General features: G+C 68.8%; 26 protein-coding genes and 1 riboswitch. Of the genes, 13 read left to right on the top strand and 13 right to left on the bottom strand.

The window, feature by feature from the left end; genetic code table 11:
- Window positions 1-223 precede the first annotated feature (223 nt).
- Window positions 224-416: riboswitch (cobalamin riboswitch) on the bottom strand.
- Window positions 417-525: 109 nt separating this feature from the next.
- Window positions 526-1569 (bottom strand): helix-turn-helix domain-containing protein, encoded by a 1044-nt coding sequence (locus ACV22V_RS07145; protein ID WP_448013370.1) that lies wholly within the window; start codon window positions 1567-1569, stop codon window positions 526-528.
- A gap of 169 nt (window positions 1570-1738) precedes the next feature.
- On the opposite strand from ACV22V_RS07145, the gene ACV22V_RS07140 reads away from it, so the two are divergent.
- Genes ACV22V_RS07140 through ACV22V_RS07120 form a run of 5 tightly spaced genes read left to right on the top strand, consistent with a single transcriptional unit; the run spans window position 1739 to window position 5496 of the window.
- Complete coding sequence (locus ACV22V_RS07140; RefSeq protein WP_448013369.1) at window positions 1739-2083, top strand: hypothetical protein; 345 nt, start codon at window positions 1739-1741, stop codon at window positions 2081-2083.
- On the top strand, window positions 2073-2705 hold the full coding sequence (locus ACV22V_RS07135; RefSeq protein ID WP_448013368.1) for a Dabb family protein: 633 nt from the start codon (window positions 2073-2075) through the stop codon (window positions 2703-2705). Before ACV22V_RS07140 ends, ACV22V_RS07135 begins: the two co-directional genes overlap by 11 nt.
- A gap of 54 nt (window positions 2706-2759) precedes the next feature.
- Window positions 2760-3752 carry an NADP-dependent oxidoreductase gene (locus ACV22V_RS07130; RefSeq protein WP_448013367.1) on the top strand — a complete coding sequence of 331 codons (993 nt, stop codon included), beginning with the start codon at window positions 2760-2762 and terminating at the stop codon, window positions 3750-3752.
- Window positions 3753-3794: 42 nt separating this feature from the next.
- Entirely contained in the window at window positions 3795-4670 is an 876-nt protein-coding gene (locus ACV22V_RS07125; RefSeq protein ID WP_448013366.1) for an SDR family NAD(P)-dependent oxidoreductase, read from the top strand.
- 1 nt (window position 4671) lies between these two features.
- Window positions 4672-5496, top strand: coding sequence for an SDR family NAD(P)-dependent oxidoreductase (locus ACV22V_RS07120; protein ID WP_059450361.1), 825 nt, complete (start codon window positions 4672-4674; stop codon window positions 5494-5496).
- A 45-nt stretch (window positions 5497-5541) separates the two neighbouring features.
- Here ACV22V_RS07120 and ACV22V_RS07115 read toward each other — a convergent pair whose 3' ends face one another.
- The 4 genes from ACV22V_RS07115 to ACV22V_RS07100 form a co-directional block, all read right to left on the bottom strand.
- Complete coding sequence (locus tag ACV22V_RS07115; protein WP_448013365.1) at window positions 5542-5790, bottom strand: hypothetical protein; 249 nt, start codon at window positions 5788-5790, stop codon at window positions 5542-5544.
- A gap of 130 nt (window positions 5791-5920) precedes the next feature.
- Window positions 5921-6895: a threo-3-hydroxy-L-aspartate ammonia-lyase gene (locus tag ACV22V_RS07110; RefSeq protein ID WP_059690160.1), complete on the bottom strand. Its 975-nt coding sequence runs from the start codon at window positions 6893-6895 to the stop codon at window positions 5921-5923.
- 54 nt (window positions 6896-6949) lie between these two features.
- Window positions 6950-7588 (bottom strand): helix-turn-helix transcriptional regulator, encoded by a 639-nt coding sequence (locus ACV22V_RS07105; RefSeq protein ID WP_448013364.1) that lies wholly within the window; start codon window positions 7586-7588, stop codon window positions 6950-6952.
- Window positions 7585-8106 carry a YbaK/prolyl-tRNA synthetase associated domain-containing protein gene (locus ACV22V_RS07100; RefSeq protein WP_448013363.1) on the bottom strand — a complete coding sequence of 174 codons (522 nt, stop codon included), beginning with the start codon at window positions 8104-8106 and terminating at the stop codon, window positions 7585-7587. The genes ACV22V_RS07105 and ACV22V_RS07100 overlap by 4 nt, the downstream gene beginning before the upstream one ends.
- Window positions 8107-8518: 412 nt before the next feature.
- Between ACV22V_RS07100 and ACV22V_RS07095 the strand changes: the two genes are divergently transcribed.
- Window positions 8519-10105 (top strand): isocitrate lyase, encoded by a 1587-nt coding sequence (locus ACV22V_RS07095; RefSeq protein ID WP_059525594.1) that lies wholly within the window; start codon window positions 8519-8521, stop codon window positions 10103-10105.
- 53 nt (window positions 10106-10158) lie between these two features.
- Here the strand turns inward: ACV22V_RS07095 and ACV22V_RS07090 are convergent, their stop codons facing one another.
- Together ACV22V_RS07090 and ACV22V_RS07085 are read right to left on the bottom strand one after the other, a co-directional pair.
- Window positions 10159-10875 (bottom strand): EthD domain-containing protein, encoded by a 717-nt coding sequence (locus ACV22V_RS07090; RefSeq protein ID WP_448013362.1) that lies wholly within the window; start codon window positions 10873-10875, stop codon window positions 10159-10161.
- Between the two features lie 50 nt (window positions 10876-10925).
- Window positions 10926-11447, bottom strand: coding sequence for a nuclear transport factor 2 family protein (locus tag ACV22V_RS07085; protein WP_448013361.1), 522 nt, complete (start codon window positions 11445-11447; stop codon window positions 10926-10928).
- A 210-nt stretch (window positions 11448-11657) separates the two neighbouring features.
- On the opposite strand from ACV22V_RS07085, the gene ACV22V_RS07080 reads away from it, so the two are divergent.
- The 5 genes from ACV22V_RS07080 (at window position 11658) to ACV22V_RS07060 (ending at window position 17106) form a co-directional block, all read left to right on the top strand.
- Window positions 11658-12158, top strand: a complete 501-nt coding sequence (locus ACV22V_RS07080) for a nuclear transport factor 2 family protein (RefSeq protein ID WP_448013360.1) — start codon at window positions 11658-11660, stop codon at window positions 12156-12158.
- 52 nt (window positions 12159-12210) lie between these two features.
- The gene (locus tag ACV22V_RS07075; RefSeq protein WP_448013359.1) at window positions 12211-13077 is read left to right on the top strand and encodes an SDR family NAD(P)-dependent oxidoreductase; all 867 of its coding nucleotides are present in this window, start codon (window positions 12211-12213) and stop codon (window positions 13075-13077) included.
- Between the two features lie 9 nt (window positions 13078-13086).
- On the top strand, window positions 13087-13842 hold the full coding sequence (locus tag ACV22V_RS07070) for an SDR family NAD(P)-dependent oxidoreductase (RefSeq protein ID WP_175909955.1): 756 nt from the start codon (window positions 13087-13089) through the stop codon (window positions 13840-13842).
- 97 nt (window positions 13843-13939) lie between these two features.
- Window positions 13940-14716, top strand: coding sequence for a glucose 1-dehydrogenase (locus ACV22V_RS07065; RefSeq protein WP_059690153.1), 777 nt, complete (start codon window positions 13940-13942; stop codon window positions 14714-14716).
- 524 nt (window positions 14717-15240) lie between these two features.
- On the top strand, window positions 15241-17106 hold the full coding sequence (locus ACV22V_RS07060) for a phosphoenolpyruvate carboxykinase (GTP) (RefSeq protein WP_448013358.1): 1866 nt from the start codon (window positions 15241-15243) through the stop codon (window positions 17104-17106).
- Between the two features lie 130 nt (window positions 17107-17236).
- On the opposite strand, the gene ACV22V_RS07055 is transcribed toward ACV22V_RS07060, so the two are convergent.
- The 5 genes from ACV22V_RS07055 to ACV22V_RS07035 all read right to left on the bottom strand — a co-directional run bounded on the left by ACV22V_RS07055 (window position 17237) and on the right by ACV22V_RS07035 (window position 21172).
- Window positions 17237-18142 carry an NAD-dependent epimerase/dehydratase family protein gene (locus ACV22V_RS07055; protein ID WP_448013357.1) on the bottom strand — a complete coding sequence of 302 codons (906 nt, stop codon included), beginning with the start codon at window positions 18140-18142 and terminating at the stop codon, window positions 17237-17239.
- Between the two features lie 78 nt (window positions 18143-18220).
- Window positions 18221-19057 carry an SDR family NAD(P)-dependent oxidoreductase gene (locus tag ACV22V_RS07050; protein ID WP_059525575.1) on the bottom strand — a complete coding sequence of 279 codons (837 nt, stop codon included), beginning with the start codon at window positions 19055-19057 and terminating at the stop codon, window positions 18221-18223.
- Window positions 19058-19094: 37 nt separating this feature from the next.
- A complete protein-coding gene (locus tag ACV22V_RS07045; protein WP_059525573.1) occupies window positions 19095-19853 on the bottom strand; it encodes an SDR family oxidoreductase in 759 nt (252 codons plus the stop codon).
- Between the two features lie 41 nt (window positions 19854-19894).
- On the bottom strand, window positions 19895-20752 hold the full coding sequence (locus ACV22V_RS07040; RefSeq protein ID WP_448013356.1) for an SDR family NAD(P)-dependent oxidoreductase: 858 nt from the start codon (window positions 20750-20752) through the stop codon (window positions 19895-19897).
- A 3-nt stretch (window positions 20753-20755) separates the two neighbouring features.
- Window positions 20756-21172 carry a nuclear transport factor 2 family protein gene (locus tag ACV22V_RS07035; protein ID WP_448013355.1) on the bottom strand — a complete coding sequence of 139 codons (417 nt, stop codon included), beginning with the start codon at window positions 21170-21172 and terminating at the stop codon, window positions 20756-20758.
- 452 nt (window positions 21173-21624) lie between these two features.
- Here ACV22V_RS07035 and ACV22V_RS07030 point away from each other — a divergent pair, with 452 nt between their 5' ends.
- Entirely contained in the window at window positions 21625-21834 is a 210-nt protein-coding gene (locus ACV22V_RS07030; RefSeq protein ID WP_059525742.1) for a hypothetical protein, read from the top strand.
- A 294-nt stretch (window positions 21835-22128) separates the two neighbouring features.
- Window positions 22129-23625, top strand: a complete 1497-nt coding sequence (locus tag ACV22V_RS07025; RefSeq protein ID WP_448013354.1) for an FAD-dependent oxidoreductase — start codon at window positions 22129-22131, stop codon at window positions 23623-23625.
- A 102-nt stretch (window positions 23626-23727) separates the two neighbouring features.
- On the opposite strand, the gene ACV22V_RS07020 is transcribed toward ACV22V_RS07025, so the two are convergent.
- Window positions 23728-25392, bottom strand: a complete 1665-nt coding sequence (locus ACV22V_RS07020; protein WP_448013353.1) for an acid phosphatase — start codon at window positions 25390-25392, stop codon at window positions 23728-23730.
- Between the last annotated feature and the right edge of the window lie 329 nt (window positions 25393-25721).

Raw genomic sequence — 25721 nt, 5'->3', positions numbered from 1 at the left:
GACGGCTTGGGCGGTCGTCGCGCGGATCGAACGACACGGCACGGCACACGCGTGCGGACACGCCGCGCCCATGGCTGGCGCGACGGCACGACGCTTCCGGCGAGGAAGCGGAGGCGGAAAGACTGGACATCTGAAGGGTCCTGAGGTCGGGCCGTCCATGCAACGGGGGCGACCGCCAAAGGCGGTGCCTGGCGCTCCGGGACACCCCGCCCGGCGCGGCTGCTTGGACCTCGGGTCGATGGCAGGTCTCCTGGCTCGCGGGTCGCTATTCGCACCGGCCTTCCCGGTTTCCCAGTGGCTTGGAGTAGTGCGGATTCGCCGCTCACAGTTGCGGGGGCAGCCGCAGATTCGAGGCGCTGCCTCTCCTGCGTTCCCTTTTGATCCCGTCTCCGGGAACCATCAGCGCGCAAGCGTAATGGCGAGCGCTCCGGCGCGTCAATCGGCGAAGCGCGCGGGGATGCGAAAAAACGTCAGTGCTCGCCGGATTCTTTTCCAAATCCTCGCTTGCGAGACATGAGGACCCCTTTACATCTGAGGAAAGGGCGCGCTGGCCGCGCGGCAATCGCGGCGGAACCGGCTCGGCGCGACGCCCGTCCATCGCACGAACGCCCGCCGGAATGCTTCCTCGCCCGCGAACCCGAGATGCGCGGCGATCCGCGCGACCGGCCAATCGGACTCGCGCAGGCACCGCCGCGCGACGTCGGCGAGACACTGCTCGCGCAACGCGTGATAGCCGCTGCCTTCGGCCGCCAGCCGCCGTCGCAACGTCGCCTCGCTGACGCCGAGCCATGTCGCCAGTTCGGCAAGCGCGGGGAGCGCCTGCTCGCGCGCGAGCGCCGCGTCGAGAAAGCCGCGCACCTGCTGCGCCCATGACACGACGGCCGGCGCCGCATCGATCAGACGAAACGGAAAATCGACGAGGAACGCGGCCAGCTCGCCCGGCTGGCGGATCACGCGGGCATCGAGCCGCGCGGCGTCGAATGCGAAACCATAGGTTTTGCGGCCGACATCGACCGGCGCGTTGAACAGCCCGAGCAGCGGCATCGCGTCGTCGCGGCGCGGATGGCCGAGCCAGACTTCGTCCGGTCGCAGCGGCTGCCCGATCAGCCAGCCGAACAGCTGCAGATAGCAGAACAAGCCCGTCAGGTCGACGAGGCACGCGGCCGGGCTGCGCGTGCGGCGCAGCGAATCCATCCGGAACGTCGCGCGCCCGTCGCGCACCGCGAGCGACAGCGCGCCGGCGCGCGGCGTCAGCATCTCGCAGAATTCGGCCGCGCAGCGGATCGCGTCGGCGAGCGTCGCGCAACTGAGCAGGCAGCGGCACATCAGGTCGACTTCCTGCTTGCGCATCGGCGGATGGCCGTTGCCGCGCGCAACCTGCGCCTCGAGCCGCTCGATCGCGTCGCGGTACAGCGCGACGAAGCCGCCGGGCGTCGTCGACGCGACGTCGGCGGCCGGCGTCGTCGGTCGTTCCGCCGGCGGTGCGCCGCTGCGCGTCAGCTCGTCCAGCAGGCGGGCGCCGAGGCCCGGCAGCATGCGGCCGCGTGCCGGCATTGCGCGCTGTTTCATCTCTCTCCCGATCTGAGCGTTACGACAGGGGCCGTTGAGCGGGCCGGTAGGGGTTCGCCGGCCGTCGCCACGCAAGAATGCTATCCACGCCGGCCGCTTCCGGCCTCGCCGGAACGGCGTAGGCGACCGGCATCGCATTGCGCCACGAACCTCCCGAGACGACCCGCGAATGATCCAGATCGTAGACGAAATCACCCTCGCGCCCGAGCGCATTCCCGACGTGCTGGCGCTGCTGCGCGACCGTTATTTGCCGGGCCACGCGGCGCGCGGACTGACGGCGGCCGGCCGCTGGGTGTCGCCGCCCGTCGCGGTGCCGGGGCAGCCGAGCACGCTGTGGCTGACTTGGCAGGTTGCGGATGCGGCGGCGTACTACCGGATGCGCGCGCTGACCGACGGCGACGTGGTCGCGTTCTGGATGGCCGTCGACGCGCTGTGCGACGTCCGCCGCCGCCATGTGATGACGGAGGCCGATGCGCCGCTGCCTGCGCTGGCGGAGGTCGAGCATGCGGCATGACACGGCGCAGATATTCGCTTTGGCGACCGACGATGCCGGCGCGTTCGAACGTGCATTGCGCGACGCCGCGCAAGCGTTGCCCGGCGCGACCCGCGTGGCGCTCGCGCGCAATCTGGACGGCTGCTGGAACGCGGGCGACTACACGCTCGACGTGCTGCGCGACGAACGGGCGGCCGACCACGCGCCGGACTTCACCGCGCTGGCCCGCATACCGGGCGTCGTGCGGATCGACGGCGCCGCATGCCGGGCAATCGGCGGCGGCCTGCGCGAGCCGGCGCTGCGCGACGGCGTATGGCGCACGCTGATGCTGCGCGTGCGGCCGAAGGCCGACGAAGCACAGGTGCGCGACCTCGAGCGCGAACTGCTGCGCATGCCCGCGTTCATGCCCGGCATCCGCAACTGGCGGCTGAGCCGGATCGTGACGCCGGGTGCGTGGACCCACGTCTGGCAACAGGAATTCGCGCACGCCGGCGATCTGCTCGGCGAATACCTGCTGCATCCGTATCACTGGGGCTGGGTCGACCGCCGCTTCGACGCCGAAAGCCCCAACTGGACGGTCGATGCGATCTCGCACGCGTTCTGTCCGCTCGCGTCGAGCCTGCTGGCCGACACGGCCGCGTGACGCACGGCGCACGCGAGCCGCCGCCATGCAAACGACAACCCTGGAGACACCACCATGCGAGCCTTGCTGATCGACCGCGTCGGCCATTCCGACGCGCTGCGAATGGCCGACGTTCCCGCACCGAGGCCGGGCCCCGGCGACGTGCTGATCCGCGTCGCGTACGCGGGCGTCAATCCCGCCGACTGGAAATGCCGCGAAGGCTATCTCGGCGCGTTCATGCAGATCACGTTTCCGTTCGTGATCGGCTTCGACGCGGCCGGTGTGGTCGAGGCGGTCGGCGAGGGCGTGGAAGGTTTCGCGCCCGGGATGCGCGTGTTCGCGCAGACCGACGTCGGCGCGGGGCGCTGGGGCGCGTATGCGGAATACGTCGCGGTGCGGCACGACTCGGTCGTGCGCCTGCCCGACACGGTCGGCTTCGCGGAAGCGGCCGCCACGCCGACGCCCGCGCTGGCCGCGTGGGCCGGCCTGTTCGACGATGGCGCGCTGCGTGACGGGCAGACCGTGCTCGTGCACGGCGGCGCGGGCGCGGTCGGCACGTTCGCGATCCAGCTTGCCGCGCAGGCGGGCGCGCGCGTCGCGGCGACGTGCTCGTCCCGCAATCGCGCGCGCGTCGAGGCGCTCGGCGCGGCGGCGAGCATCGACTATCGCGCGCAGGATATCGCGGCGGCCGTGCGGGCGTGGGCGCCCGGCGGCGTCGATCTCGTGCTCGATGCGGTCGGCGGCGACACGCTGCCCGATGCACTCGACCTGCTGGCACCGGGCGGCACGCTCGTGAACATCATGACGCTCGCGGCCGGCGATGCGGAGCGGCTGGCCGCGACGGGCGCCGAAGCCGCGCGGCGCGGCCTGCGCACAGCGATGACGTACAGCCGGATGCCGAGCGGCGCCACGCTGGCGGCGATCGCGGAACGGCTCGGCCGGGGCGTGCTGCGCGTGCCGCGCTTCGACAGTTTCCCGCTCGAACAGGCGGCGCGCGCGCTCGATCTCGTTCAAACGGGCGACGCGAAAACCAAGTTCGTGCTGCACGTTGCGGATATCGCGGGCTGACACGGAACGGTCCGCGCACGACACCCCTTTACCGGAGACATCATGACCGACCCCCGAACCGCGACGCTCGCGGGCAAATGCGCGCTCGTGACCGGCGCGAGCCGCGGCATCGGCCGCGCGATCGCGCAGCGCCTCGCGTCGGAAGGCGCGACCGTCGTCGTGACGGCGCGCAGCCTCACGCAATCCGCGACGACCGCCGGCACGCTCGCCGAAACGGTCGCGCTGATCGAGCAGGCGGGCGGCCGCGCGATCGCGCTGGCGGCCGACCTGTCGAACCCGGCCGAGCGCGACGCGCTCGTCGGACGCGCGGCGCAGGCGGCCGGCGGCCTCGACATCCTCGTGAACAACGCGGGCGTGGCCGACTACGCGCGCGTCGACGCGATGCCGATGGCGATGTTCGACACGACGATCGAGCACTATCTGCGCATCCCGTTCGCGCTGAGCCAGGCCGCGATTCCGCTGATGCGCGCGCGCGGCGCCGGCTGGATCGTGAACGTCGGCTCGGTCACGGCGCTCGCGCCGCCGCGGCCGTTCGACGATTTCTCGCGCGCGGGCGGCGCGACCGTCTATGCGGCGGTCAAGGCCGCGCTGTCGCGCTTCACGCAAGGGCTCGCGGCCGAGCTCGAAGCCGACGGCATCGCGGTGAACCTGGTCGCGCCGAGCACCGCGATCCGCACGCCGGGCGCGGCCCGCTACATCCCCGAAGGCTATCCGACCGAGGACGTCGCGTATCTCGCGGAAACCGCGCTCGCGCTGTGCAGCCTGCCGGCAAGCGAGCGCACGGGCCTCGTCGCGCACAGCCTGCATTTCCCGCTGTCGCAGGGGCTCGCGGTGCGCTCGCTCGACGGCCGCTCGCCGTTGCCGCCGCCCGTGATTCCCGCGTACGCGCATCCGCGCATCGATCCGACAGGACTTTGACATGACGACTTCGATTCGCTTCGACGGCGGTACCGCCGTGATCACCGGCGCGGCCAGCGGTATCGGCAGCGGGCTCGCGCGCCATGCCGCCGGGCTCGGCATGCGCGTGGTGCTGGCCGATCTCGACCCGGCGAAGCTCGACGCGTTCGCCGCGACGCTCGACACCGACGTGCTGTGCGTGCCGACGGACGTCAGCCGCCCGGAAGCCGTCGACGCGCTGGCTGACGCCGCATGGCGGCGCTTCGGCGGCGTCGACCTGCTGTTCAACAACGCGGGCGTGATGGCGACCGGCTTCAGCTGGGAAATCACGCCGGAACGGTTCGAGCGCAGCTTCGCGATCAACGTGCACGGCGTGCTCAACGGGATCCGCAGCTTCGTGCCGCGCATGCTCGAGCGCAACGTGCCCGCGCGCATCGTCAATACCGCGTCGGTCGGCGGGTTCCTGCCGAGCCCGTTGATGTCGCCTTATTCGGCGACGAAATTCGCGGTGGTCGCGCTGACCGAATCGCTGTACGGCGAACTGAAGATGCTCGGCGCGCCGGTCGGCGTGTCGCTGCTCGCGCCGGGCCCGGTGCAGACGGGCATCTTCAACGACCCGTTCGGCGCCGCGCACGACCGGCCCGAAGTGCAGGGCTTCGTCGACACGATGCGCGCGATGCTGAACGCGCACGGGCTCACACCCGACGCATTCGCGGCGCGGGCGTTCGACGGCATTCGCGACGGGCGTTACTGGCTGATTCCGCAGCCGGAGACGATCGACGGCGCGCTGCAGCGGCGCACCGCGGACATCCTCGCCGCGCGCGATCCGTCGCTGCCGTCGTTGTGATGGGGGGCGCGGGCCGGCCGACCGACGCGGCCGGCTCGCGCAAGGTTACATGTGCGTGCCGGCGCGCGTGCGGCCGCCTGGATCGCCGCCGCGGTCGGGCGGCGTATTGTTCTGATCGATCTTCGCGAGCACGAGGCCGGCATGCGGCAGCGCGGCGGGCGAACGGTGGGCGGCCTGCGCGACCGGGTCGTGCGGCGACGTGGCGGAAAAAACGGATGGCGTCGCGCCCGGTTGAGCGAACGCCGTGAGGGATGCTGCCGCGAGGGCGGCGGCGACGATCGCGTGCGTGTTCATGGCAACTCCTTCTTCACGACTGACTGCGGGACAACGCATTCAGTCTAGGGCGCGAAACTTAACGCGGCGTGAAGGAGCAGCGGCGCGCGGATGACAGGATGTTCATGCGGTCAGCCGCGCGCCGTGACGGTCACGCGGATGCGGCGACCAGCGCGCAGAAGTTCTCGAGATCGACGTTGCCGCCGCTGATCACGATGCCGACGCGCTTGCCTTTCAGTTCGTCCTTCATCCGGCGCGCGGCCGCGAGCGACAGGCAGCCGGTCGGCTCGACGACAATCTTCATACGGGTCGCGAAGAAGCGCATGCAGTCGACCAGTTCCGCGTCGGTCGCGGTCAGGATGTCGTCGACGTCGCGCCGCAGGATCGGGAACGTCAGGTTGCCGAGGTGCTGCGTCTGCGCGCCGTCGGCGATCGTGCGCGGCGTGTCGATGTGGACGATCGACCCGGACCGGAACGATTGCTGTCCGTCGTTGCCGGCTTCCGGCTCGACGCCGTACAGCTTCGCTTGCGGCGACAGCGCGCGCGTCGCGAGCGCCGTACCCGACAGCAGGCCGCCGCCGCCGAGCGGCGTGAACACGGCGTCGAGCGGCCCGACTTCGTCGAACAGTTCCTTCGCCGCCGTGCCCTGGCCCGCGATCACGTCCGCGTGGTCGTACGGCGGCACCAGCGTGAGCCCGTGCTGCTCCGCGAGCGCGCGGCCGATCTGCTCGCGGTCCTCGGTATAGCGGTCGTAGGTCACGACGTTGCCGCCGTAGCCGCGCGTCGCGGCCATCTTCGCGGCCGGCGCGTCCTGCGGCATCACGATCGTCGCCGGGATGCCGAGAATGCGCGCCGACAGCGCGATCGCCTGCGCATGGTTGCCGGACGAGAACGCGACGACGCCGTTGCGGCGCTGCGTCGCGTCGAAGCGCGACAGCGCGTTGAACGCGCCGCGGAACTTGAACGCGCCCATGCGCTGCAGGTTCTCGCACTTGAAGAACACCTGCGCGCCGAGCGCTTCGTCGATCGTTCGCGACGTCATCACGGGCGTGCGGTGCGCGTGGCCGTCGAGCCGTGCCGCGGCAGCCGCGACGTCGTCGTAGGTGGGGAGGGTCGGAGTGTTCATGAGTCGCTCGTCGGAAGAGTCGGTCAACAGGGCGCGCGTCCGTCACGCGCAGGGTCATTTCGCATCGTTGTATACGGTGGCGCGCGACACGCCGAGGTGCTGCGACACGATTTCCATCGCGCGCCGCACCTCGAGGAAGCCATCGGCCTTCAGCGTCTGCATCAGCTCGCGGCGCTGGTCGGTCTTCAGCTCGCGCGGCGTGGTCGCGAGGCGCGTCGCGAACGCGTCGATGCGCTGCCGGATCGCGTCCGCGCCGGCCGGGTCGAGCGTTTCGGCGACCGGCACGCCTTCGGTGCTGCAGAACTGGTTCAGCATCCCCTGGAAACCGCGGAACAGCGTGACGTCCGCGTTCAGGCACAGCGCGGCCACATAGCGGCCGCTCGAATCCTTGATGCCGATCGACGTGCTTTTCGCGGTGCGGCCGTCGGCGAAGCGGTTCGCGTAGTTCGCGAGCACTTGCGGGAAGTCGTCGTCCTCGATGCGCGCGAGCCCGAGTTCGGTCGCCGGATCGCCGATCGCGCGGCCCGACAGGTTGTTGTGGATCGCGAGGATCGCGTGCTCCGGCGTGCGCAGGTCGTGCACGACGACTTCGGTGAACGGCGCGAACATCGCGCCGAGCCCTTCGGCGATGCGCAGCACCTGCTCGATCAGCGACGCCTGTTCCGACTGCGGCTTGGGGCGGGGCGTGGTCATGTATGGGCCTCGCGCGCGGGCGCGTCGGTCGTTTCCGGGCGCGTGATGTCGGCCATCAGCGGGCGGGCGATCCGCACGTAGTCGGACGCGTCGAGCACGACCGAGCGGTCGAGGCGGCCCGCGTTGAATGCGATTTCGTCGTTGAGTTCGATCAGCGCGGGGTCGACGACGAGCGTCACGTTCGGGTCGAACACGAACGGCGGCACGGCGCCCATCACGCAGCGCGTGACCGTGGCGGCGAGTTCGGGCGGCGCGAGCGTCGCCTTGCGGCGGCCGACCGCGTCGGCGACCTTGCGGAAATCGATCTTCAGATGGCCTGGGATGACCGCGAGCGCGGTGATGTCGCCGCCGTCCTTGAACGTGCAGAGCATCGCCTTCGCGCCTTGTTCGGGACGCGTGCCGCGAATCGCGGCGATCACGTCGCATTTGCCTTCGGCCGGGTGGTCCAGCACGCGGAACCGCGCGCCGGAGGTGTTCAGCAGTTCGCACAGCGCGTCGAAAACGGGATAGTCGCTCATGTCGATCCGGGCAGGAGGGGGCGTATCGCGGTACGCGGGGACGGCGCGCTTCGGTTTGCCGTCGATGAATTGTCCAAGTATAGACGTTTTGTCATGCGCGGGGCAAAGGCCCGAAGCATGGGCCGCCGCGTTTGTCGTCCCACCAACTGCCGAAAGGCCGTTTCATATCGCGGAATGCGTGGAGAATTCCCGCCGCACGGCCGTCCCGCCGCTTGAAAACCTGTTTTGCATCGCAAAACGCATTGCTTATCTCATTGAAAAACAAGTGAAATTTATATCTTATGTCTTATATAAGACTTCACCGAAAGCGCATCGGGCGGCGTTACCATTGAGTCCATGCAGTTCGCTTCGTCACACGGAGCGGGCACGCTGAACCCTTTACTCAAATGCGCTTCGTTCCCAGGAGATTGACATGTCCCAATATCAAGACGACATCAAGGCAGTGGCTGGCTTGAAGGAAAACCACGGCAGCGCGTGGAATGCCATCAGCCCCGAGTATGCCGCCCGCATGCGTGCCCAGAACAAGTTCAAGACGGGCCTCGACATCGCCAAGTACACCGCGAAGATCATGCGCGCCGACATGGCCGCGTACGATGCCGATCCGGCCAAGTACACGCAGTCGCTGGGTTGCTGGCACGGCTTCATCGGCCAGCAGAAGATGATCTCCATCAAGAAGCACTTCAACAGCACCGAACGCCGTTACCTGTACCTGTCGGGCTGGATGGTCGCCGCGCTGCGCTCGGAGTTCGGCCCGCTGCCGGACCAGTCGATGCACGAAAAGACCTCGGTCAGCGCGCTGATCCGCGAGCTGTACACGTTCCTGCGCCAGGCCGACGCACGTGAACTCGGCGGCCTGTTCCGCGAGCTGGATGCCGCCAAGGATGCCGCTGCGAAAGCCGCCATCCAGGAAAAGATCGACAACCACGTGACGCACGTCGTGCCGATCATCGCCGACATCGACGCCGGTTTCGGCAACGCCGAAGCGACGTACCTGCTGGCCAAGCAGTTCATCGAAGCGGGCGCGTGCTGCATCCAGATCGAGAACCAGGTGTCCGACGAGAAGCAGTGCGGCCACCAGGACGGCAAGGTGACCGTGCCGCACGAGGACTTCCTCGCGAAGATCCGCGCAATCCGCTACGCGTTCCTGGAGCTGGGCGTGGACGACGGCATCATCGTCGCCCGTACCGACTCGCTCGGCGCCGGCCTGACCAAGCAGATCGCCGTGACCAACGCGCCGGGCGACCTGGGCGACCAGTACAACGCGTTCCTCGACTGCGAAGAGCTGTCGGCCGACCAGCTGGGCAACGGCGACGTCGTCATCAAGCGCGACGGCAAGCTGCTGCGTCCGAAGCGCCTGCCGAGCAACCTGTTCCAGTTCCGCGCCGGCACGGGCGAAGCACGTTGCGTGCTCGATTGCATCACGTCGCTGCAGAACGGCGCCGACCTGCTGTGGATCGAAACGGAAAAGCCGCACATCGCGCAGATCGGCGGCATGGTCAGCGAAATCCGCAAGGTCATCCCGAACGCGAAGCTGGTGTACAACAACAGCCCGTCGTTCAACTGGACGCTGAACTTCCGTCAGCAGGCGTACGACGCGATGAAGGCAGCGGGCAAGGACGTGTCGGCATACGACCGTGCGCAGCTGATGAGCGTCGAGTACGACGAGACCGAACTGGCCAAGCTCGCCGACGAGAAGATCCGTACGTTCCAGGCCGATGCGTCGCGTGAAGCAGGCATCTTCCATCACCTGATCACGCTGCCGACGTACCACACCGCCGCGCTGTCGACCGACAACCTCGCGAAGGAATACTTCGGCGACCAGGGCATGCTCGGTTACGTGGCCGGCGTGCAGCGCAAGGAAATCCGTCAGGGCATCGCGTGCGTCAAGCACCAGAACATGTCCGGCTCGGATATCGGCGACGACCACAAGGAATACTTCAGCGGCGAAGCAGCGCTGAAGGCGGCGGGCAAGGACAACACGATGAACCAGTTCTCGTAATCGTCATACCCGCGGCACGACGCCAACCCGTTCACGACGGGTTGGCGTTTTTTTTATCCGCGCACGGCCTTCACGATGTACTGGCTCGTCGGCACCACGTCGATCTTGTCGAAATCGATGAAGCGTCCGCAGCTGTCCATCATTTCCGCGACGTTGCGCTGGAATTTCTCCTCGTCGCCGACCGCATCGAAGAACGCGTACGGATCGGTCATCGCGGCGGCCGGGAAGCATTCCTCGACGATCGCGTCGTAGCCGGGCGCCGCATGCGTGAGCGCGCGCACGACCACGTTCTGCACGTACAGGAAATTGTCCTGCGTATCGATCGCGACGCGCGTGTGATGGCCGTGCCATACGTCGAGCCATGCTTCGTGCGTGAGGCGCGGCGGGCGCTTCAGGAAAGCGAGCTGCGAGAAGCCGCTCGTGCGCTCGCCGGGCCGCGCAGGAAAGCGCGTGTTCGGAATCGGCTGAGACTCCGTGACGAGATATGCAGCCATGTGCGGGACGATCGCGCGCACCGCGTCGTCGAACGGCTGACGGAACATCGGGTTCGCGCTGTCGATCCACATCGCGACGATGCCGTCGATGCCCGGGTGCGTGTTGGTCTGCTTCAGGCCGGCGGCCGGCGCGACATCGGCGTCGGCAACGTTCACTTGAACGCCGTGCGCGCCTAGCGACAGCAGTTTGTCGGCGAGCTGCGCGCGCACGCTGCGGCTCCACTGCTCGGGCGCGGCCTGTGCATCGCGCCACAACACGTAAATGACTTTCTCCATTGCTCCGGCTCCAAAGGGAATGACGAGGTCGGCGGCGCTGCCGCCGGGTTTCAGGAAGCGCTGACGGCCGGATCGATCGCACCGGATGCGTCGTGCGCGCCCGGTGCGAAGCGGTTGGCGGTCAGCGTGAACGACGGCGGAATCGGCGACGTGACGGTTTCGAACAAGCGCTCGTGACGCGTCGCATGAATGCGCCACACGCCGTCGCGCTTCACGTACTGGTCGTCGTAGAACGCGGTGCCGTGCAGCAGGTAGTTATCCTCAAGATTGATCGCATGATCCTCGAGAAACCACACGCCGCACGCGTGATCGGCGGACACCAGCGTGAGCTCGGGGTGGTGGCCGTGATGCATCGTCAGGAAGGTGGGCTTGCCGATCAGTTCGCGCAGGCTGGACACGAACGCGTCGCGGCCGTCGTACGTATAGCGGCCGCCGTACAGGCGCGCCTCGCAGTCCTCGGTCAGGCATTGCGTGAGCAGCGACCAGTCGTGCGTGTCGACCGCGCGGAAATACCGGTACTTCAGCTGGCGGATCTGCTCGTACTCGTGGAGCGTGCGGGTCGTCTCGTCCATCGCCGTGTCTCGTGGTGGTGTCGTTCGATGGTAGGAACGAAGCCGCCTGCATCACATCGTCTGTTCGGACGAACGCCGCGGGGGCTGCGTTCAACCTCGCCGATACACGGCATCGGGGTTCATCCAAACAGGTGATGGCCAGCGTTCCTTGCGCCTGTAACGTGGCGTCGACGCGGCTTCGATCCGCGCACACGAGACCAAGGAGACGGCATGACCCCGATCGAACGAATGGAAGCGCGCGTGCGCAGGCTGGAGGACGCCGACGCGATCCGCCGCCTGAAGGCGCGCTACTTCACGTGCTGCGACCGGAAGGATCCGCAAGGGATGCGCGACTGCTTCGCGCCCGGCACCGTGCACATCGACTACGGCCGGATCGGCACGTTCGACCACCGCGACGCGCTCGTCGACGTGTTCGAGCGGCTCGGCTGCCACCCGCACATCGTCGAGATGCACCACGGCGTGAATCCCGACATCACCGTGCTCGACGACACGCATGCGCGCGGCACGTGGGGCCTGCATTACCAGATGCTCGACACCAACGCGCGCACGCTCACGCAGCTCGGCGCGACCTACGACGACGAATACCGGAAGGTCGACGGCGAATGGAAGATCGTGAGCACGCGCTGCGTCGTCACGTCGACGCTGTCCGCCCGCTACGACGGCGACGCACCGGGCGTGCTGTTCGCCGGCGCGCAACCGCCTGCCGCGTGACGACGCGCACTACCCACGCAGGTTGAAAAGCAATCCTTAGGAGACATCGAACATGGCACAGAACAACGAGGCGCCGGTCGCCGTCGTGACGGGCGCGTCGCGCGGCGCGGGCAAGGGCATCGCGCGCGCGCTCGGCGCGGCCGGCATGACCGTCTACGTGACGGGCCGCTCGCAGAACGAAGGCGACGCGCCGCTGCCCGGCACGATCCACGAAACCGCGCGCGAGATCGACGCGCTCGGCGGCCGCGGGATCGCCGTCGCGTGCGACCACGCGGACGACGCGCAGGTGAAGGCGCTGTTCGAGCGCGTCGAACACGACAGCGGGCGGCTCGACATCCTCGTCAACAACGCGACCTACCTGCACGACCAGCTGATCCTGCCGGGCCCGTTCTGGGAGAAGTCGCTCGACCTCGTGAACATCCTCGACGTCGGGCTGCGCTCGGCGTACGTCGCGAGCTGGCACGCCGCGCCGCTGATGGCGAGGCGCCGCAGCGGGCTGATCGCGTTCACGTCGTCGTTCGGCGCGAGCTGCTACATGCACGGCGCCGCGTACGGCGCGCAGAAGTCCGGCGTCGACAAGTTCGCGAAGGACATGGCCGTCGACCTGAAACCGTTCGACGTCGCGGCCGTGTCGATCTGGATGGGGCCGCTGCGCACCGAACGCACGACGCGCGTGTGGGACGAGCATCCGGATCTGTACAAGGAATTCTCGCTCGTTGCCGAAAGCCCGGAATTCACCGGCCGCGTGATTCATGCGATCCACGCCGATCCGCAGCGCATGGCGCTGTCGGGTCAGGTGCTGGTCGGCGCGGAAGCCGCGCTGCAGTATGGCATCGCGGACGTCGACGGCAAGCAGCCGCCGTCGTATCGCGAACTGCTTGGCGGGCCGGTGCAGGCTCATCCGGCGATCGTCGCCTAAGGAGTGCAGATGGGCATCCTCGAAGGGAAGGTCGCGCTCGTGACGGGCGCGGGGCAGGGCGTCGGGCAAGGCGTCGCGCACGCGCTCGCGGCCGAAGGCGCACAGGTGGCCGTGGTCGGCCGCACGCGCGACAAGCTCGTCGCGACCTGCGACGCGATCCGCGCTCGCGGCGGTATCGCGGAGCCGTTCGTGTGCGACGTGATGGACGCCGCGCAGATTGCGCGCTGCGTCGATGCGGTCGTCGAGCGGTTTCGCGGCGTGCAGATCCTGATCAACAACGCGCAGGTCGTGCCGCTCGGCCGCCTGCTCGACGTGACCGACGCGGATTTTCTCGCGGGTCTCGAGTCGGGGCCGATCGCGACGCTGCGAATGATGCGCGCGTGCCATCCGCATCTGAAGGGCGATGGCGTGATCGTCAATTTCGCGTCGTCGGCCGCGGTGCGCTGGGACGCGTCGGGCTATGGCGCCTACGCGGCGACCAAGGAAGCGATTCGCGCGCTCACGCGTGCGGCGGCATGCGAATGGGGCGCCGACGGCATTCGCGTGAACGCGGTCGCGCCGCACGCGCTGTCGCCGGGGCTGAAGGGCTGGATCGACGCGAATCCGGACGAAGCGGCCGCGTTCTTCCGCACGATCCCGCTCGGCCGCGTCGGCGACTGCGAGCAGGACATCGGGCGCGCGATCGTGTTTCTCGCGAGCCGCGACGCCGCGTACCTGACGGGCGCCACGCTGCCGCTCGACGGCGGGCAGGCGTACTGGGGCTGACGGCAAACGCGACGCACATCGAGGGCCGGCACCGATGCGCGTGGCAGCGCGTTGCGGCCGGCAAACCGGAATCGGAAAGCATCGAGGAGAGAGCGACATGGGTCGACTGGAAGGGAAGGTGGCGATCGTCACGGGCGGCGCGCGCGGGATGGGCGCCGCGACATGCAGGCTGTTCGTCGAGCAGGGCGCGCGCGTCGTGATCGGCGACGTGCTCGACGCGGAAGGCGAGGCGCTTGCGCGCGAACTCGGCGACGCGGCACGCTTCATGCGGCTCGACGTGAGCGACGAGGCGAACTGGGCGCGTGTCGCCGATGCGACCGTCGAGCAGTTCGGCCGCATCGACGTGCTCGTGAACAACGCGGCCGTGCTGATGTTCGGCGCGATCACCGAATTGTCGAAACGTGATTTCGAGCGCGCGGTATCGATCAATCTCGTCGGCACGTTCGTCGGCATTCGCACGATCGCGCCGCGCATGATCGCGCAGAAGAGCGGGTCGATCGTCAACATCTCGTCGGTGGACGGGCTGCGCGGCGTGAACGCGCTGGCCGCCTACGTATCGAGCAAATGGGGCGTGCGCGGCCTGACGAAGGTGGCGGCGCTCGAACTCGGCCACCAGGGCGTGCGCGTGAATTCGATCCATCCCGGTGGCGTCAACACCGCGATGTCGAATCCGACCGGCGCGCCGCTCGACGAGATCAACAAGCACTACACGCACGTGCCGCTGCAGCGCGTCGGCTTGCCTGACGAAATCGCGCGCGCGACGCTGTTTCTCGCGAGCGACGAAGCGTCGTACTGCAACGGTGCCGAACTGTCCGTCGACGGCGGGATGGCGGCAGGCGCGTATTACCCCGGATTGCCGGGCGCGCCGTTTTGAGCGGTGGCGCACACGACGCATGCGAGATGGATGTTTGTGTGCGCAACCTAATTCAGGGTTTGCCTGAGTAGCGAAAACACGAATCTGCGCCGCGACCGTTCGCGCGCATCGCATGCGAACCTGTCGCGCGATTTTTCCGTTTTCGCGAAACCCTTGCAGGACGGACGTTCCAGCCGTTTCGTCCCCAAAGCTCACGCGTCGGGGCAATAAAAAGGACGCGCCGGCAAGCGGCATGCCGGCACGTCGTCACAGTTGTTTCTTGTTGCAACGCAACGCCCGCACGATAACGGCGATGGTATGCTGGCCGGCATGGAGTTGTACGGCAGGTTGCTTGCATGGCGAAACTCGCGTTCGCACGCTCATACGAGACATCACATTCTCTCGCCCGCATCGCGGCATCGACACGCGCTCCGCTCGCGTGTCCCGCCTTGCGCGTCGCTGCTTCCTGCGCTCCGACCGCATTCCCCATCTCGCGGGCGCGTCCCGCATCCCCCATCCCCGCCCAATAGTCTGGAGACATTTCCATGTCGCAAAACAATCTGGCCGAAGCGACGCACGGCCCGCTGATCGCTCCCCCGGCATTCGTCAAGCATCGCAAACTGATCGACTGGGTGTCGCGTATCGCGGCGCTCACGGAGCCCGACCGCGTCGTCTGGTGCGACGGCTCGCAGGAAGAAAACGACGCGCTGTGCCAGGCGATGGTCGACCAGGGCACGCTCACGCGCCTGAATCCGGCGAAGCGCCCGAACTCGTATCTCGCGCAGTCCGATCCGTCCGACGTCGCGCGCGTCGAGGACCGCACCTTCATCTGCACCGACTCGCCCGACGACGTCGGCCCGACCAACAACTGGATCGCGCCGGAAGAAATGCGCGAGACGCTGAACGGTCTGTTCCGCGGTTCGATGCGCGGCCGCACGCTGTACGTCGTGCCGTTCTCGATGGGCCCGCTCGGCTCGCCGATCGCGCACGTCGGCGTCGAGCTGTCCGACAGCCCGTACGTGGCCGTGAACATGCGGATAATGACGCGCATGGGCCGCGATGTCTACGACGTGCTCGGCGAGGACGGCGAATTCGTGCCGTGCGTGCACAGCGTCGGCCATCCGCTCGAAGCAGGGCAACAGGACGTGCCGTGGCCGTGCAACCCGGTCAAGTACATCGTGCATTTCCCCGATACGCGCGAGATCTGGAGCTTCGGCTCGGGCTACGGCGGCAACGCGCTGCTCGGCAAGAAGTGTTTCGCGCTGCGCATCGCGTCGACGATGGGCCGCGACCAGGGCTGGCTCGCCGAACACATGCTGATCCTCGGCGTGACGTCGCCGGCCGGCAAGAAGTATCACGTCGCGGCGGCGTTTCCGTCCGCGTGCGGCAAGACCAACTTCGCGATGCTGATCCCGCCGCAGGGTTTCGACGGCTGGAAGGTCACGACGATCGGCGACGACATCGCCTGGCTGAAGCCGGGCCGCGACGGGCGCCTGTATGCGATCAATCCGGAAGCCGGCTTCTTCGGCGTCGCGCCGGGCACGGGCGTGAAGACCAACCCGAACGCGATCGCGACGCTGAAGGAAAACGTGATCTTCACGAACGTCGCGCTGACGGAAGACGGCGACGTGTGGTGGGAAGGCCTGACCGACACGCCGCCCGCGAAGCTGACCGACTGGCAGGGTAACCCGTGGACGCCGGAGATCGGCAAGGAAATCGGCCGCAAGGCCGCGCACCCGAACTCGCGCTTCACGGCGCCGGCATCGCAATGCCCGTCGATCGACGCGGACTGGGAAAATCCGGCCGGCGTGCCGATCGACGCGTTCATCTTCGGCGGCCGTCGCTCGACGACCGTGCCGCTCGTGACCGAGGCGCGCGACTGGATCGAAGGCGTGTACATGGCCGCGACGATGGGCTCGGAGACGACCGCCGCGGCTGCCGGCCAGCAGGGCGTCGTGCGCCGCGACCCGTTCGCGATGCTGCCGTTCTGCGGCTACAACATGAGCGATTATTTCGCGCACTGGCTGAAGCTCGGCAAGCAGATCGAAGGCGCCGGCGCCACGCTGCCGAAGATCTACTGCGTGAACTGGTTCCGCAAGGACGCGAACGGCAAGTTCGTGTGGCCGGGCTTCGGCGAGAACATGCGCGTGCTGAAATGGATGCTCGATCGCCTCGAGGGCAACGGCGGCGGCGGCGACCATGCGTTCGGCGTGTCGCCGGCCTATGACGACCTGCATTGGGACGGGCTCGACTTCACGCGCGAGCAGTTCGAGGCGGTGACGTCGATGAACGCCGGCGAATGGCGCGAGGAACTGAAGCTGCATGCGGCGCTGTTCGACACGCTGAAGCTGCGTCTGCCGGCCGAACTGACCGACACGATGAAGAAGATCGAGCAGCGCATCGGCGGCTGACGATCGGAGTCGAAGCAACGAAGTAACGACGGGGTGGCATGAACGTCCCGCCGCCGGCATGCATCGCCGGCGGCGGGACGTTTCGTTTCTGCTTCGTTTCAGCGTTGCGCGTGTTGCGCCGGCAGTGCGCCTACGCGCCGCAATGCGCGACCACTTCGTTCACCGCGCGCTGCACGTCGCCGCGCCGGTAGCGCAGCAGCGCGATATCGGCCGGATCGGGTTCGTACGACACGACGTTGCCGCGCCCCGTGTAGATCGCCATATCGGGCAGCAGCGGATGCTCCTGATCGAGCGACGGCACCGGCTGCGGATTGCCGGCCGCGCGGAAGAAGGCCGCGAAGTAGTCGGCGAAGCTCAGGTTCTCGTCGCCGACGAGATACGCCTTGCCGGATGCGCCGCGTTGCAGCGCGCCCCAGATCGCTTCCGACAGCGATTGCGTCGAGATGAAGTTGCTGCCGCCGGCCGGCCCGTATACCGGCAGGCCGGCGAGCTTGCCCTGCGCATAGCCCGTGTACGCGGCGAACATCTCGTTGCGCAGCCCCGGCACCGACCCGACGACGAACGGCGCATTGACGCTGCACACCGCGAACGAAGGCGACGCGAGCGCGCGCACGCGTTCGTCGGCGAGATGGCGCGAGCGCACGTACGGCACCGTGTCGACGAGTGCCGGTGCGACCTGCGGATAGAAGCTGCCGACCAGCACCGCGCGCTTCACGCCCGCATCGCGCGCGAGCGCGAAGAAGCGCGGCACCGCGTCGACGTTCGCGCGTTCCCAGTGCGCGGCTTCGTCGGTGCCAGGCGGCAGGTGACGAATGTCGTTGCCTGCCGCGAACACGATTGCGTCGAACGGCGCGAGATCGTCGCGCGTGAAGGTGCCGGCCACGTAGTCGCGCAGCAGCACGTCGAATTGCGCGAGCGCGCTGCCCGGCGCGGGCGGCTTGCGGGCGGCGAGCGTCACGTCGTTGCCTTGCGCGTGCAGATGCAGCGCGGCGTGGCCGCCGATGAGGCCGGTGCCGCCGATGATCAGGATTTTCATGGTGTCTCCGAGGGCGGCGCAGGCGCGCCGCATGAATTGAACCGACGATTGAACGGGTGAAGCCGCGCGGATCGGCGCTCAGAAATTGAAGCCGTTGCCCGTGACGACCGGCATGTTGGTCCAGAAGCCGTTCGGGTCGCGATACCAGCCGGCCGCCGCGAGCGCGCCGCCGTCCACGTGCAGCGTCGTGCCGGTGACCCACGCGGCGAGCGGGCTCGCGAGGAACAGCGCGGCGCCTGCGATGTCGCCGGCCGCACCGAAGCGCCCGAGCGGAATCCAGCGCGGGATGTGCGCGCGATGCTCGGCCGCGACCATCGCGCTCACGGGCACCTGCGGCGTCTCGGTGGTCTCCGGCGCGATCTGGTTCACGCGAATGCCGGCCGGCCCGAGTTCGAGCGCGAGGCTTTTCGTGAAGCCGGTCAGCGCGGCCTTGAACGACGCATAGACGCTGCAGTTCGGAATCGCGCGGAAGCCTTCGATCGACGACACGCCGACGATGCTGCCGCCCGCGCCGCGCTTGCGCAACAACGGCAGCATCGCGCGCGTGACGACGAACACCTGGCGCAGGTTCACGTCGAACAGCCGCGCGATGTCGTCGTCGGTATGGTCGTCGAACGGCTTCGCGATCTGCAGGAAATCGCCGACGTTGTTGACGAGCACGTCGAGGCCGCCGAAGCGTGCGTCGATCGTTCGCGCGAATGCGTCGACCTCGTCGCGGCGCGTGACGTCCACGGCGCCGACGAGCGCGTCGACGCCCGCGGCTTCGAGCGCCTGGCGCACGTCCTGCGCGCGAGCGGGGTCGAGCTCGGCCACTGCGACGCGCGCGCCCGCCGCGCCGAATGCTTCCGCGCACGCGCGGCCGATGCCCGCGCCGCCGCCGGTGACCAGGACCGTCTTGCCGGTAAATGAAATCATCACAACACTCCTTTGAACGGAAAAGCCGCGATCCGCATCACAGCGACGAAACGAGTTGCGCGTTGTCGATCCGCAGCTCCGCGCCGTTCACGAAGCGCGACTCGTCGGATGCGAGGAACAGCACGAGATTCGCGACGTCCTGCGGGTCGCACATGCGTGCCATCGGATCGTTGCCGATACCGAGTTCGGCCGGATCGAGGCCGGGCATCAGCGCCTGCGTCATCGGCGTCCAGATGCCGTCCGGGTGGATCGAGTTGCAGCGGATCCGGTAGCCGCTGCGCTTGCAGTGCACGGCGACGCTGCGCGCGAGCGCCGTCACCGCGCCTTTCGAGCCGGTGTATGCGCACATCATCGGCAGGCCGCCGAGCGCGGCGACCGACGACATCATCACGATCGAGCCCGGTGTGTCGTTGTGCTTCATCGCGCCGATCGCGTACTTGCAGCCGAGGAAATAACCGTCCGCGTTGACGCGCAGCACGCGCCGCCAGGTGTCGAGGCTCGTGTCCTCGATCGAGCCGACCGGGCAGATCGCCGCGTTGTTGACGAGTACGTCGAGCCGGCCGAAGCGATCGAGCGTCGACGCGATCGCGTGCCGCCAGCCGTCCTCGTCGGCGATGTCCTGGCGCACGAACAGCGCCGTATCGCCGATGTCGCGCGCGAGCGCGCGGCCCGCATCCTCGTCGATGTCGGTGAGCACGACGCGCGCGCCCTCGGCGGCCAGCAGCAGCGCATCGGCGCGGCCGACGCCGCTCGCCGCGCCGGTGATCAGCGCGACCTTGTTTGCGACTCGATTCATCTTGGGGTCGATTTCCTGTGACGTTGAAAGAAGGCGGGCGCTCATGCGGCGCCCGGCGCGCGGCCGGCCTTGACCGCATCGAGCGCGGCCGCGCCGTAGATCTGCGCGATCGTGTCGTCGACGCGCGGGTTGGTGCGCAACTCGTGGCCGCCGTCGACCGCGAAGCTCTGGCCGGTGACCCAGCCCGACTCGGGGCCCGCGAGGTAGCGCACCGCATGCGCGATCGCATCCGGTTCGCCGAGCGTGCCGAGCGGAATCTGTTCGAGGAAGCTGTCGACCAGCGCACGGTTGTCGAACATCGGGGCGGTGGCTTCGGAGCGCGTGAGGCCCGGCCGCACCGCGTTCACGCGGATTTTCGCGCCGGCCAGTTCCTCGGCCGCGCCGCGCACCAGCGCCTCGAGCGCGGCCTTCGCGGTGCAGTACGCGGACAGCCAGCGGAAATTGATCCGCGCAGCCGTCGACGAGATGCAAACGATGGAGCCGCCGCCGCTATCGGCGAGCCGCGGCGCGGCGTGACGGATCGCGGCGAACGCGCTGTGCAGGTTCAGGTCGATTTCCGCGCGGAAGGTGTCGGCGTCGTGCATCAGCAGCGGGCGGAACCCGGCACCGCCGACGGTCGGCACGACGATGTCGAGACGGCCGTCGAGCGCCCACGCGGTATCCAGCGCGGCCTGCAGGTCGGCGTCGTCGCAGGCGTCGCCGGCGTGGATCGCGACGCGGCTGCCGGGCACCGTGTCGGCAAGGCGCCGCTGCGTGCGTTCGAGCGCGTCGCGGCGGCGGCCCATCAGCACGACGGCCGCGCCATCGGCCGCGAGCGCATGCGCGCAGGCCGCGCCGATGCCGCCGGCGCCGCCCGTGACGAGCGCGGTGCGGCCGGCGAGGGGAAGGGGCGAGCGCATCGTTCAGCCCTCCAGCGGCAGGTCTTGCGACCAGTCGACGTGCAGCGTGCGCGCGGCGAAGCGCCACGTGCCGCCGTCGAACACGCAGCGGTCGCGATAGCGCAGCCCCCAGTCGAGCTTGCGCTTCACGCCGTCGCGGACATACACGTGGCACGCGACGCCGTAGGTCTCGACATCGGCTTCGCCGCCGTCGAGCGTGACGAGCTGGTTGTGCACGTGATGCTGGGTGGTCTCGTAGCGCTCGATCACGCTCATTCCGGCGACGATCGCATCGCGGTCGTCGAAGCGGAAACCGGGGCCGTCGAGCTGCGCATCGGCGGTGAAGAGGGTGGCGAGACGCGGCCAGTCGCGCCGGTCGACGGCTTGCGCGTAACGGCACGCAAGTTCGTACAGCGCGTGGCGGGGATTCGAATCGTTCATGCGGTACTCCCGTGAGTGAACGGAAAGCGTCTGCCGCGCCGCGAGCGCGGACGCGGCGGCATTGCGACGTCGACGCGCAGGTTCGCATCGGACCGATCGATCCTCATCATCCATACGGAGCAGGGTACGGATCGGGGAAAACACCGGGATCGGCGGTGGCGCAGCGTCCGATGTTGCGTTGCGGCGGCTGACGCATGGCATTCGTCCGACGGTGACGCGGCTCGTCGCAACGAGCCGGGGCAGACGGTTTGCGGGTCCTTCGGTCGAACCGACCGCGCGTCAATGCTGCAACGCGGCACGCCGCACGCAGCCCGCTTCGCGTTTGTCCCTAGTCGAAACGGACGATGGCCGGCGAGCCGGCGCTGGCTACCGTGCAGTCATCCGGTGCCGCTGCATGTGGCCGGTCGCCGGACACGAACCGCGATAGCGGCCAACCGGAGGGGACGACGATCATGAGACTCACGATTCGCAAGCTGTGCGTATTGGCGATGGGCACGTTCGCGGCCATGGCAATGGCGCGATATGGCGCCGAGCAGGTCCCGTCGCCGCCGTATGCGGCCGGCATCCTGCAATGCCGCTCGGTCGACTCGAACGGCCTGCCGACCGGTTGCGTACCGATCGATCCGTCGCACTTCGGCTTCGCCGCGCTGCGCGGCATGTGACGCCGGCGCGGCCGTGCGCCGCGCCGCTTCGATGTCGCCCGGAAGCCGTCGCGATGCGGCGGCGTCCTGGCGGAACGACCGGGTGGAGCACCGCGATACATGCGTCGCGTGGCGCCCATCCGGTTTTCCGTCGTCGTTCGAATCTCCCGACCGCGATACCACGCGCGGCTCGCCTGCGCACGCTCGAATGCTCGCATCGACAACGCGCCGAGGTCCGTGTCGGGGGTGCCTTCCCGCGGTGCTCGCCGCGACCACCGTCTTTCATCGATTCCCTTCACGCAGAACCATTACGCGATGTCATCCGACTATTCCCTGACCCGCCCCCTGAACATCCGCGACGTGCCTCGCTGGGATGCCGAACACGACGTCGTGATCGTCGGCTTCGGCGCGGCCGGCGCGTGCGCGGCGATCGAAGCCGCGAGCGCCGGCGCCGACACGCTGATCGTCGAGCGCGCATCGAGCTACGGCGGCACGAGCGCGCTGTCCGGCGGCGAGATCTACCTCGGCGGCAGCGGCGGCACGCCCGCGCAGCGGCAGGCCGGCTTCAGCGACGATACCGAGGACCTGTACCGCTACCTGATGCTCGCGGGCGGCCGGGACGCGGACGAGGCGAAGGTGCGTCTCTACGCGAACGAGAGCCTCGCGCATCACGACTGGCTCGTCGCGCAGGGCCTCATGTACAAGAACACGTTCATCGCCGAGCGGATCGTCGAACCGGAAACCGACGACTGCCTGATCTGGTCGGGCAGCGAGGAGGCCTGGCCGTTCAGCGAGGCCGCGAAGCCGTGCCCGCGCGGCCACACGCCGCAATGGCCGGGCTGGGGCGGCGGGCAGATGCTGATGCGCGTGCTGGCCGAGCGCGTGCAGGCGCTCGGCGTGTCGACACGCTACGACACGCGCGCGCTGGCGCTGATCGTCGACGATGCCGGCGCGGTGCGCGGCGTCGTGCTGCGCGCGTACGGCGAGACGGCATGCGTGCGGGCGCGCCGCGCGGTGATCCTGTGCGCGGGCGGCTTCGCGATGAACCGCGACATGGTGCGTCGGCACGCGCCGCAGTTGCTGCGCTCGGACGAACCGATCGGCAGCCCGGGCGACGACGGCTCGGGCATCCTGCTCGGCCAGAGCGCGGGCGGGGCCGCGATCCACATGGACCAGGGTTTCGTCAGCCTGCCGTTCTACGCGCCCGAATCGCTGATCCACGGGATCTTCGTGAACGCGCGCGGCCAGCGCTTCATCAACGAGGACGGCTATCACGGCCGCACCGGCCATCACGCGTTCCACCAGGCCGACGACCGGATCTACCTGCTGGTCGACGAGGCGACCTACCAGGAGCCGCCCGCGATCGCGCGGATCGGCATCGCGGCGGCGGGCGAGACATGGGAGGAAGTCGAACGCGACCTGCAGATGCCGGCCGGCACGCTGACGGCGACCGTCGACGTCTACAACCGCCACGCGGCCGAAGGCGTCGATCCGCTGTTCCACAAGGCGAAGAAGTGGCTGAAGCCGCTGATCGAGCCGCCGTTCGTCGCGCTCGATTGCCGGATCGACTACGCGTTCTATCCGCATTTCACGCTGGGCGGGCTCGATACGCTGCCGACCGGGCAGGTCCTTGACGCCGCGCGCGTGCCGGTGGCGGGCCTCTATGCGGCCGGCCGCACGAGCTGCGGGCTGCCGCGCTGGGGCGCGGGGTACAGCTCGGGGCTGTCGCTGGCCGACGCGACGTTCTTCGGCCGGCAGGCCGGCCGTCACGCCGCGCGTTCGGCGAGCGAGGCGCTGCGCAGCGCCGCGTAGCGTCGCCTTTACCCTTTACGAGAAAGCACGACGCCCCGGGCAACCGGGTTGCGCCGGGGCGTCGTCGTTTCAGGCGGACGTCGGCGACGCGTCGACAGGCCGTCAGCCGAGATCGAGCGCGTTCGTCAGGTCGCCGGGCGGCGTCGCGCCGCGCGACGCGAACGCCTTGTCGCGCGCGGCGACGCCGTCGAGCGGCGCGAGCCCGTGCACGCGGCTGATGAAACGCAGGATCGAGTTCGTGTCGTACATCGTGTGGTCGACGTAACCCTTCTTCGCGAACGGCGAGATCACGAGCGCGGGGATCCGCGAGCCGGGGCCCCAGCGATCGCCGACCGGCGGCGCGACGTGATCCCACCAGCCGCCGTTCTCGTCGTGCGTCATCACGATCACGGTGTTCGCCCACTGCGGGCCGCGCCGGATGCGTTCGATCACGTTCGCGATGTGGCGATCGCCGGATTCGACATCCGCATAGCCCGCGTGCATGTTCAGGTTGCCTTGCGGCTTGTAGAACGCGACGGCCGGCAGGCGGCCCGCATCGATGTCGGCGATGAAGTGGTTGGTCGACGGCTCGTCGCCGAGGCCCGCGTCGCGCAGGTGCTTGCGGCGCGCGTCGGTGCCGGGCGCGTAGTTCGCGAAGTAGTTGAACGGCTGATGGTGGTACTGGAAATCCGGCACCATGCCCGTATCGCGGTGCTCGAGCGCGTATTGCCACGCGCCGCTGTACCACGCCCAGTCGACGCTCTTCTCCGACAGGCGGTCGCCGATCGTCGCATGGCCCTGCGGCGGGATCACGCGATGGTCGGCCGGATCCGCGTATGCGGCGTTGCCGGGATCGGCCGGCGGCACGTAGCTCGGCTGGTACGGCGGCGCCATCGTGTTGACGCCGTAGCCGTCGGGCGTCAGCGGCCCGTCGACCGCGAACTTCGGCGGGCCCTCGAGCGCGGACGCCGGCGAATCGGCGGCGAGCGTCAGCCGCGTGCCGGCCGGATCGTCGCCGTCGACCTTCGACAGCAGCTTCGCCGCGTGCGGATGCCTGTGTGCATCCGGATAGATCGGCGGCTGCGCGGAAATCAGGAACATGTGGTTCAGCCACGAACCGCCGAAGGCCGCCATGAAGAAGTTGTCGCACAGCGTGTATTGCCGCGCGAGGTTCCACAGCCGCAGCGTGTCGGCGGAATTGCGGTAATGGCCCATCACGAGGCCGCCCGAATCGGCCCACGCGGCGAACTGGTTGTTGCGGCCCGCGGCGATCTGCATCTGGTTCTGATAGAAGCGATGCCACAGGTCGCGGGTGATCACGCCGTTCGGCAGCGGCTTGCCCTGCGCATCGGCGATCCGGAACGGCGCGTTCGGCAGCTTGTCGATGTCGCGCTCGGCGATCGCGTAGCGCTTGCCGTCCACTTCCTGCGCCTGCGGCACGAGTCCGCCCCAGATTTTCGGCAGCACGGGCAACGGCGTCTTGCCGTCGCGATCGAGCTGCTGCGCATGCTCGGGCCGCACCTCGCTCAGCGGGTAGCGCACACCGGGAAAGTCGCCGTACAGGTTCGCGAAGCTGCGGTTCTCCGCATAGATCACGACGATGTGGCGCACCTGCCGGCGCAGCGCTTCGTCGAGCCGCAGGTCGGCGGCGGAGCGCGGCGCGCTGCCCGGCGTGGTCTCGCAGCCGCCGAGCGCGACGCCCGCGCCGAGCGCGGCGAGGCCGCCGAGCATGCGGCGGCGGTCGGGATCAACGGGAAGGTCGTCGGGGCGATCGGGGGTGTCGTTCACGTCGTGAGCTCCTCGGGTGGGCGGTTGTCGATCGATGCGCGGCAGCGTCGCGCGGCCTGCCGCGACGCGGGACGGGACGCAACGGCCGGCGTCGCGCCCGGGCGGGGCGATGCCGGCTGTCACAAAAATGTCATGAGCGCGACTATAACGCGCCTGGCCGCCGCGACGAAAGCTGTTTGTCGGACGATGCGGGACGCCCGCGCGCGAACTAGACTTGAATCACGGGCGGCGCATTGCCGTGCGTCGTCCGCGCGAACGGCGCGTGGCGCGCCTTCGCGGTGTCATTCATGCGACGAAACGAGGCGACGATGACGCGGATGCATACCGTA

It is taken from the genome of Burkholderia sp. AW33-5, assembly GCF_053427615.1.
The sequence above is the reverse complement of the archived record's forward strand: the minus strand, read 5'-3'. Positions and strand labels throughout refer to the sequence as shown.

Bases quoted from the DNA above. Each gene is read 5' to 3' on its own strand.
- ACV22V_RS07145 (WP_448013370.1), bottom strand. From the start codon at position 1,569: ATGAAACAGCGCGCAATGCCGGCACGCGGCCGCATGCTGCCGGGCCTC.
- ACV22V_RS07140 (WP_448013369.1), top strand. From the start codon at position 1,739: ATGATCCAGATCGTAGACGAAATCACCCTCGCGCCCGAGCGCATTCCC.
- ACV22V_RS07135 (WP_448013368.1), top strand. From the start codon at position 2,073: ATGCGGCATGACACGGCGCAGATATTCGCTTTGGCGACCGACGATGCC.
- ACV22V_RS07130 (WP_448013367.1), top strand. From the start codon at position 2,760: ATGCGAGCCTTGCTGATCGACCGCGTCGGCCATTCCGACGCGCTGCGA.
- ACV22V_RS07125 (WP_448013366.1), top strand. From the start codon at position 3,795: ATGACCGACCCCCGAACCGCGACGCTCGCGGGCAAATGCGCGCTCGTG.
- ACV22V_RS07120 (WP_059450361.1), top strand. From the start codon at position 4,672: ATGACGACTTCGATTCGCTTCGACGGCGGTACCGCCGTGATCACCGGC.
- ACV22V_RS07115 (WP_448013365.1), bottom strand. From the start codon at position 5,790: ATGAACACGCACGCGATCGTCGCCGCCGCCCTCGCGGCAGCATCCCTC.
- ACV22V_RS07110 (WP_059690160.1), bottom strand. From the start codon at position 6,895: ATGAACACTCCGACCCTCCCCACCTACGACGACGTCGCGGCTGCCGCG.
- ACV22V_RS07105 (WP_448013364.1), bottom strand. From the start codon at position 7,588: ATGACCACGCCCCGCCCCAAGCCGCAGTCGGAACAGGCGTCGCTGATC.
- ACV22V_RS07100 (WP_448013363.1), bottom strand. From the start codon at position 8,106: ATGAGCGACTATCCCGTTTTCGACGCGCTGTGCGAACTGCTGAACACC.
- ACV22V_RS07095 (WP_059525594.1), top strand. From the start codon at position 8,519: ATGTCCCAATATCAAGACGACATCAAGGCAGTGGCTGGCTTGAAGGAA.
- ACV22V_RS07090 (WP_448013362.1), bottom strand. From the start codon at position 10,875: ATGGAGAAAGTCATTTACGTGTTGTGGCGCGATGCACAGGCCGCGCCC.
- ACV22V_RS07085 (WP_448013361.1), bottom strand. From the start codon at position 11,447: ATGGACGAGACGACCCGCACGCTCCACGAGTACGAGCAGATCCGCCAG.
- ACV22V_RS07080 (WP_448013360.1), top strand. From the start codon at position 11,658: ATGACCCCGATCGAACGAATGGAAGCGCGCGTGCGCAGGCTGGAGGAC.
- ACV22V_RS07075 (WP_448013359.1), top strand. From the start codon at position 12,211: ATGGCACAGAACAACGAGGCGCCGGTCGCCGTCGTGACGGGCGCGTCG.
- ACV22V_RS07070 (WP_175909955.1), top strand. From the start codon at position 13,087: ATGGGCATCCTCGAAGGGAAGGTCGCGCTCGTGACGGGCGCGGGGCAG.
- ACV22V_RS07065 (WP_059690153.1), top strand. From the start codon at position 13,940: ATGGGTCGACTGGAAGGGAAGGTGGCGATCGTCACGGGCGGCGCGCGC.
- ACV22V_RS07060 (WP_448013358.1), top strand. From the start codon at position 15,241: ATGTCGCAAAACAATCTGGCCGAAGCGACGCACGGCCCGCTGATCGCT.
- ACV22V_RS07055 (WP_448013357.1), bottom strand. From the start codon at position 18,142: ATGAAAATCCTGATCATCGGCGGCACCGGCCTCATCGGCGGCCACGCC.
- ACV22V_RS07050 (WP_059525575.1), bottom strand. From the start codon at position 19,057: ATGATTTCATTTACCGGCAAGACGGTCCTGGTCACCGGCGGCGGCGCG.
- ACV22V_RS07045 (WP_059525573.1), bottom strand. From the start codon at position 19,853: ATGAATCGAGTCGCAAACAAGGTCGCGCTGATCACCGGCGCGGCGAGC.
- ACV22V_RS07040 (WP_448013356.1), bottom strand. From the start codon at position 20,752: ATGCGCTCGCCCCTTCCCCTCGCCGGCCGCACCGCGCTCGTCACGGGC.
- ACV22V_RS07035 (WP_448013355.1), bottom strand. From the start codon at position 21,172: ATGAACGATTCGAATCCCCGCCACGCGCTGTACGAACTTGCGTGCCGT.
- ACV22V_RS07030 (WP_059525742.1), top strand. From the start codon at position 21,625: ATGAGACTCACGATTCGCAAGCTGTGCGTATTGGCGATGGGCACGTTC.
- ACV22V_RS07025 (WP_448013354.1), top strand. From the start codon at position 22,129: ATGTCATCCGACTATTCCCTGACCCGCCCCCTGAACATCCGCGACGTG.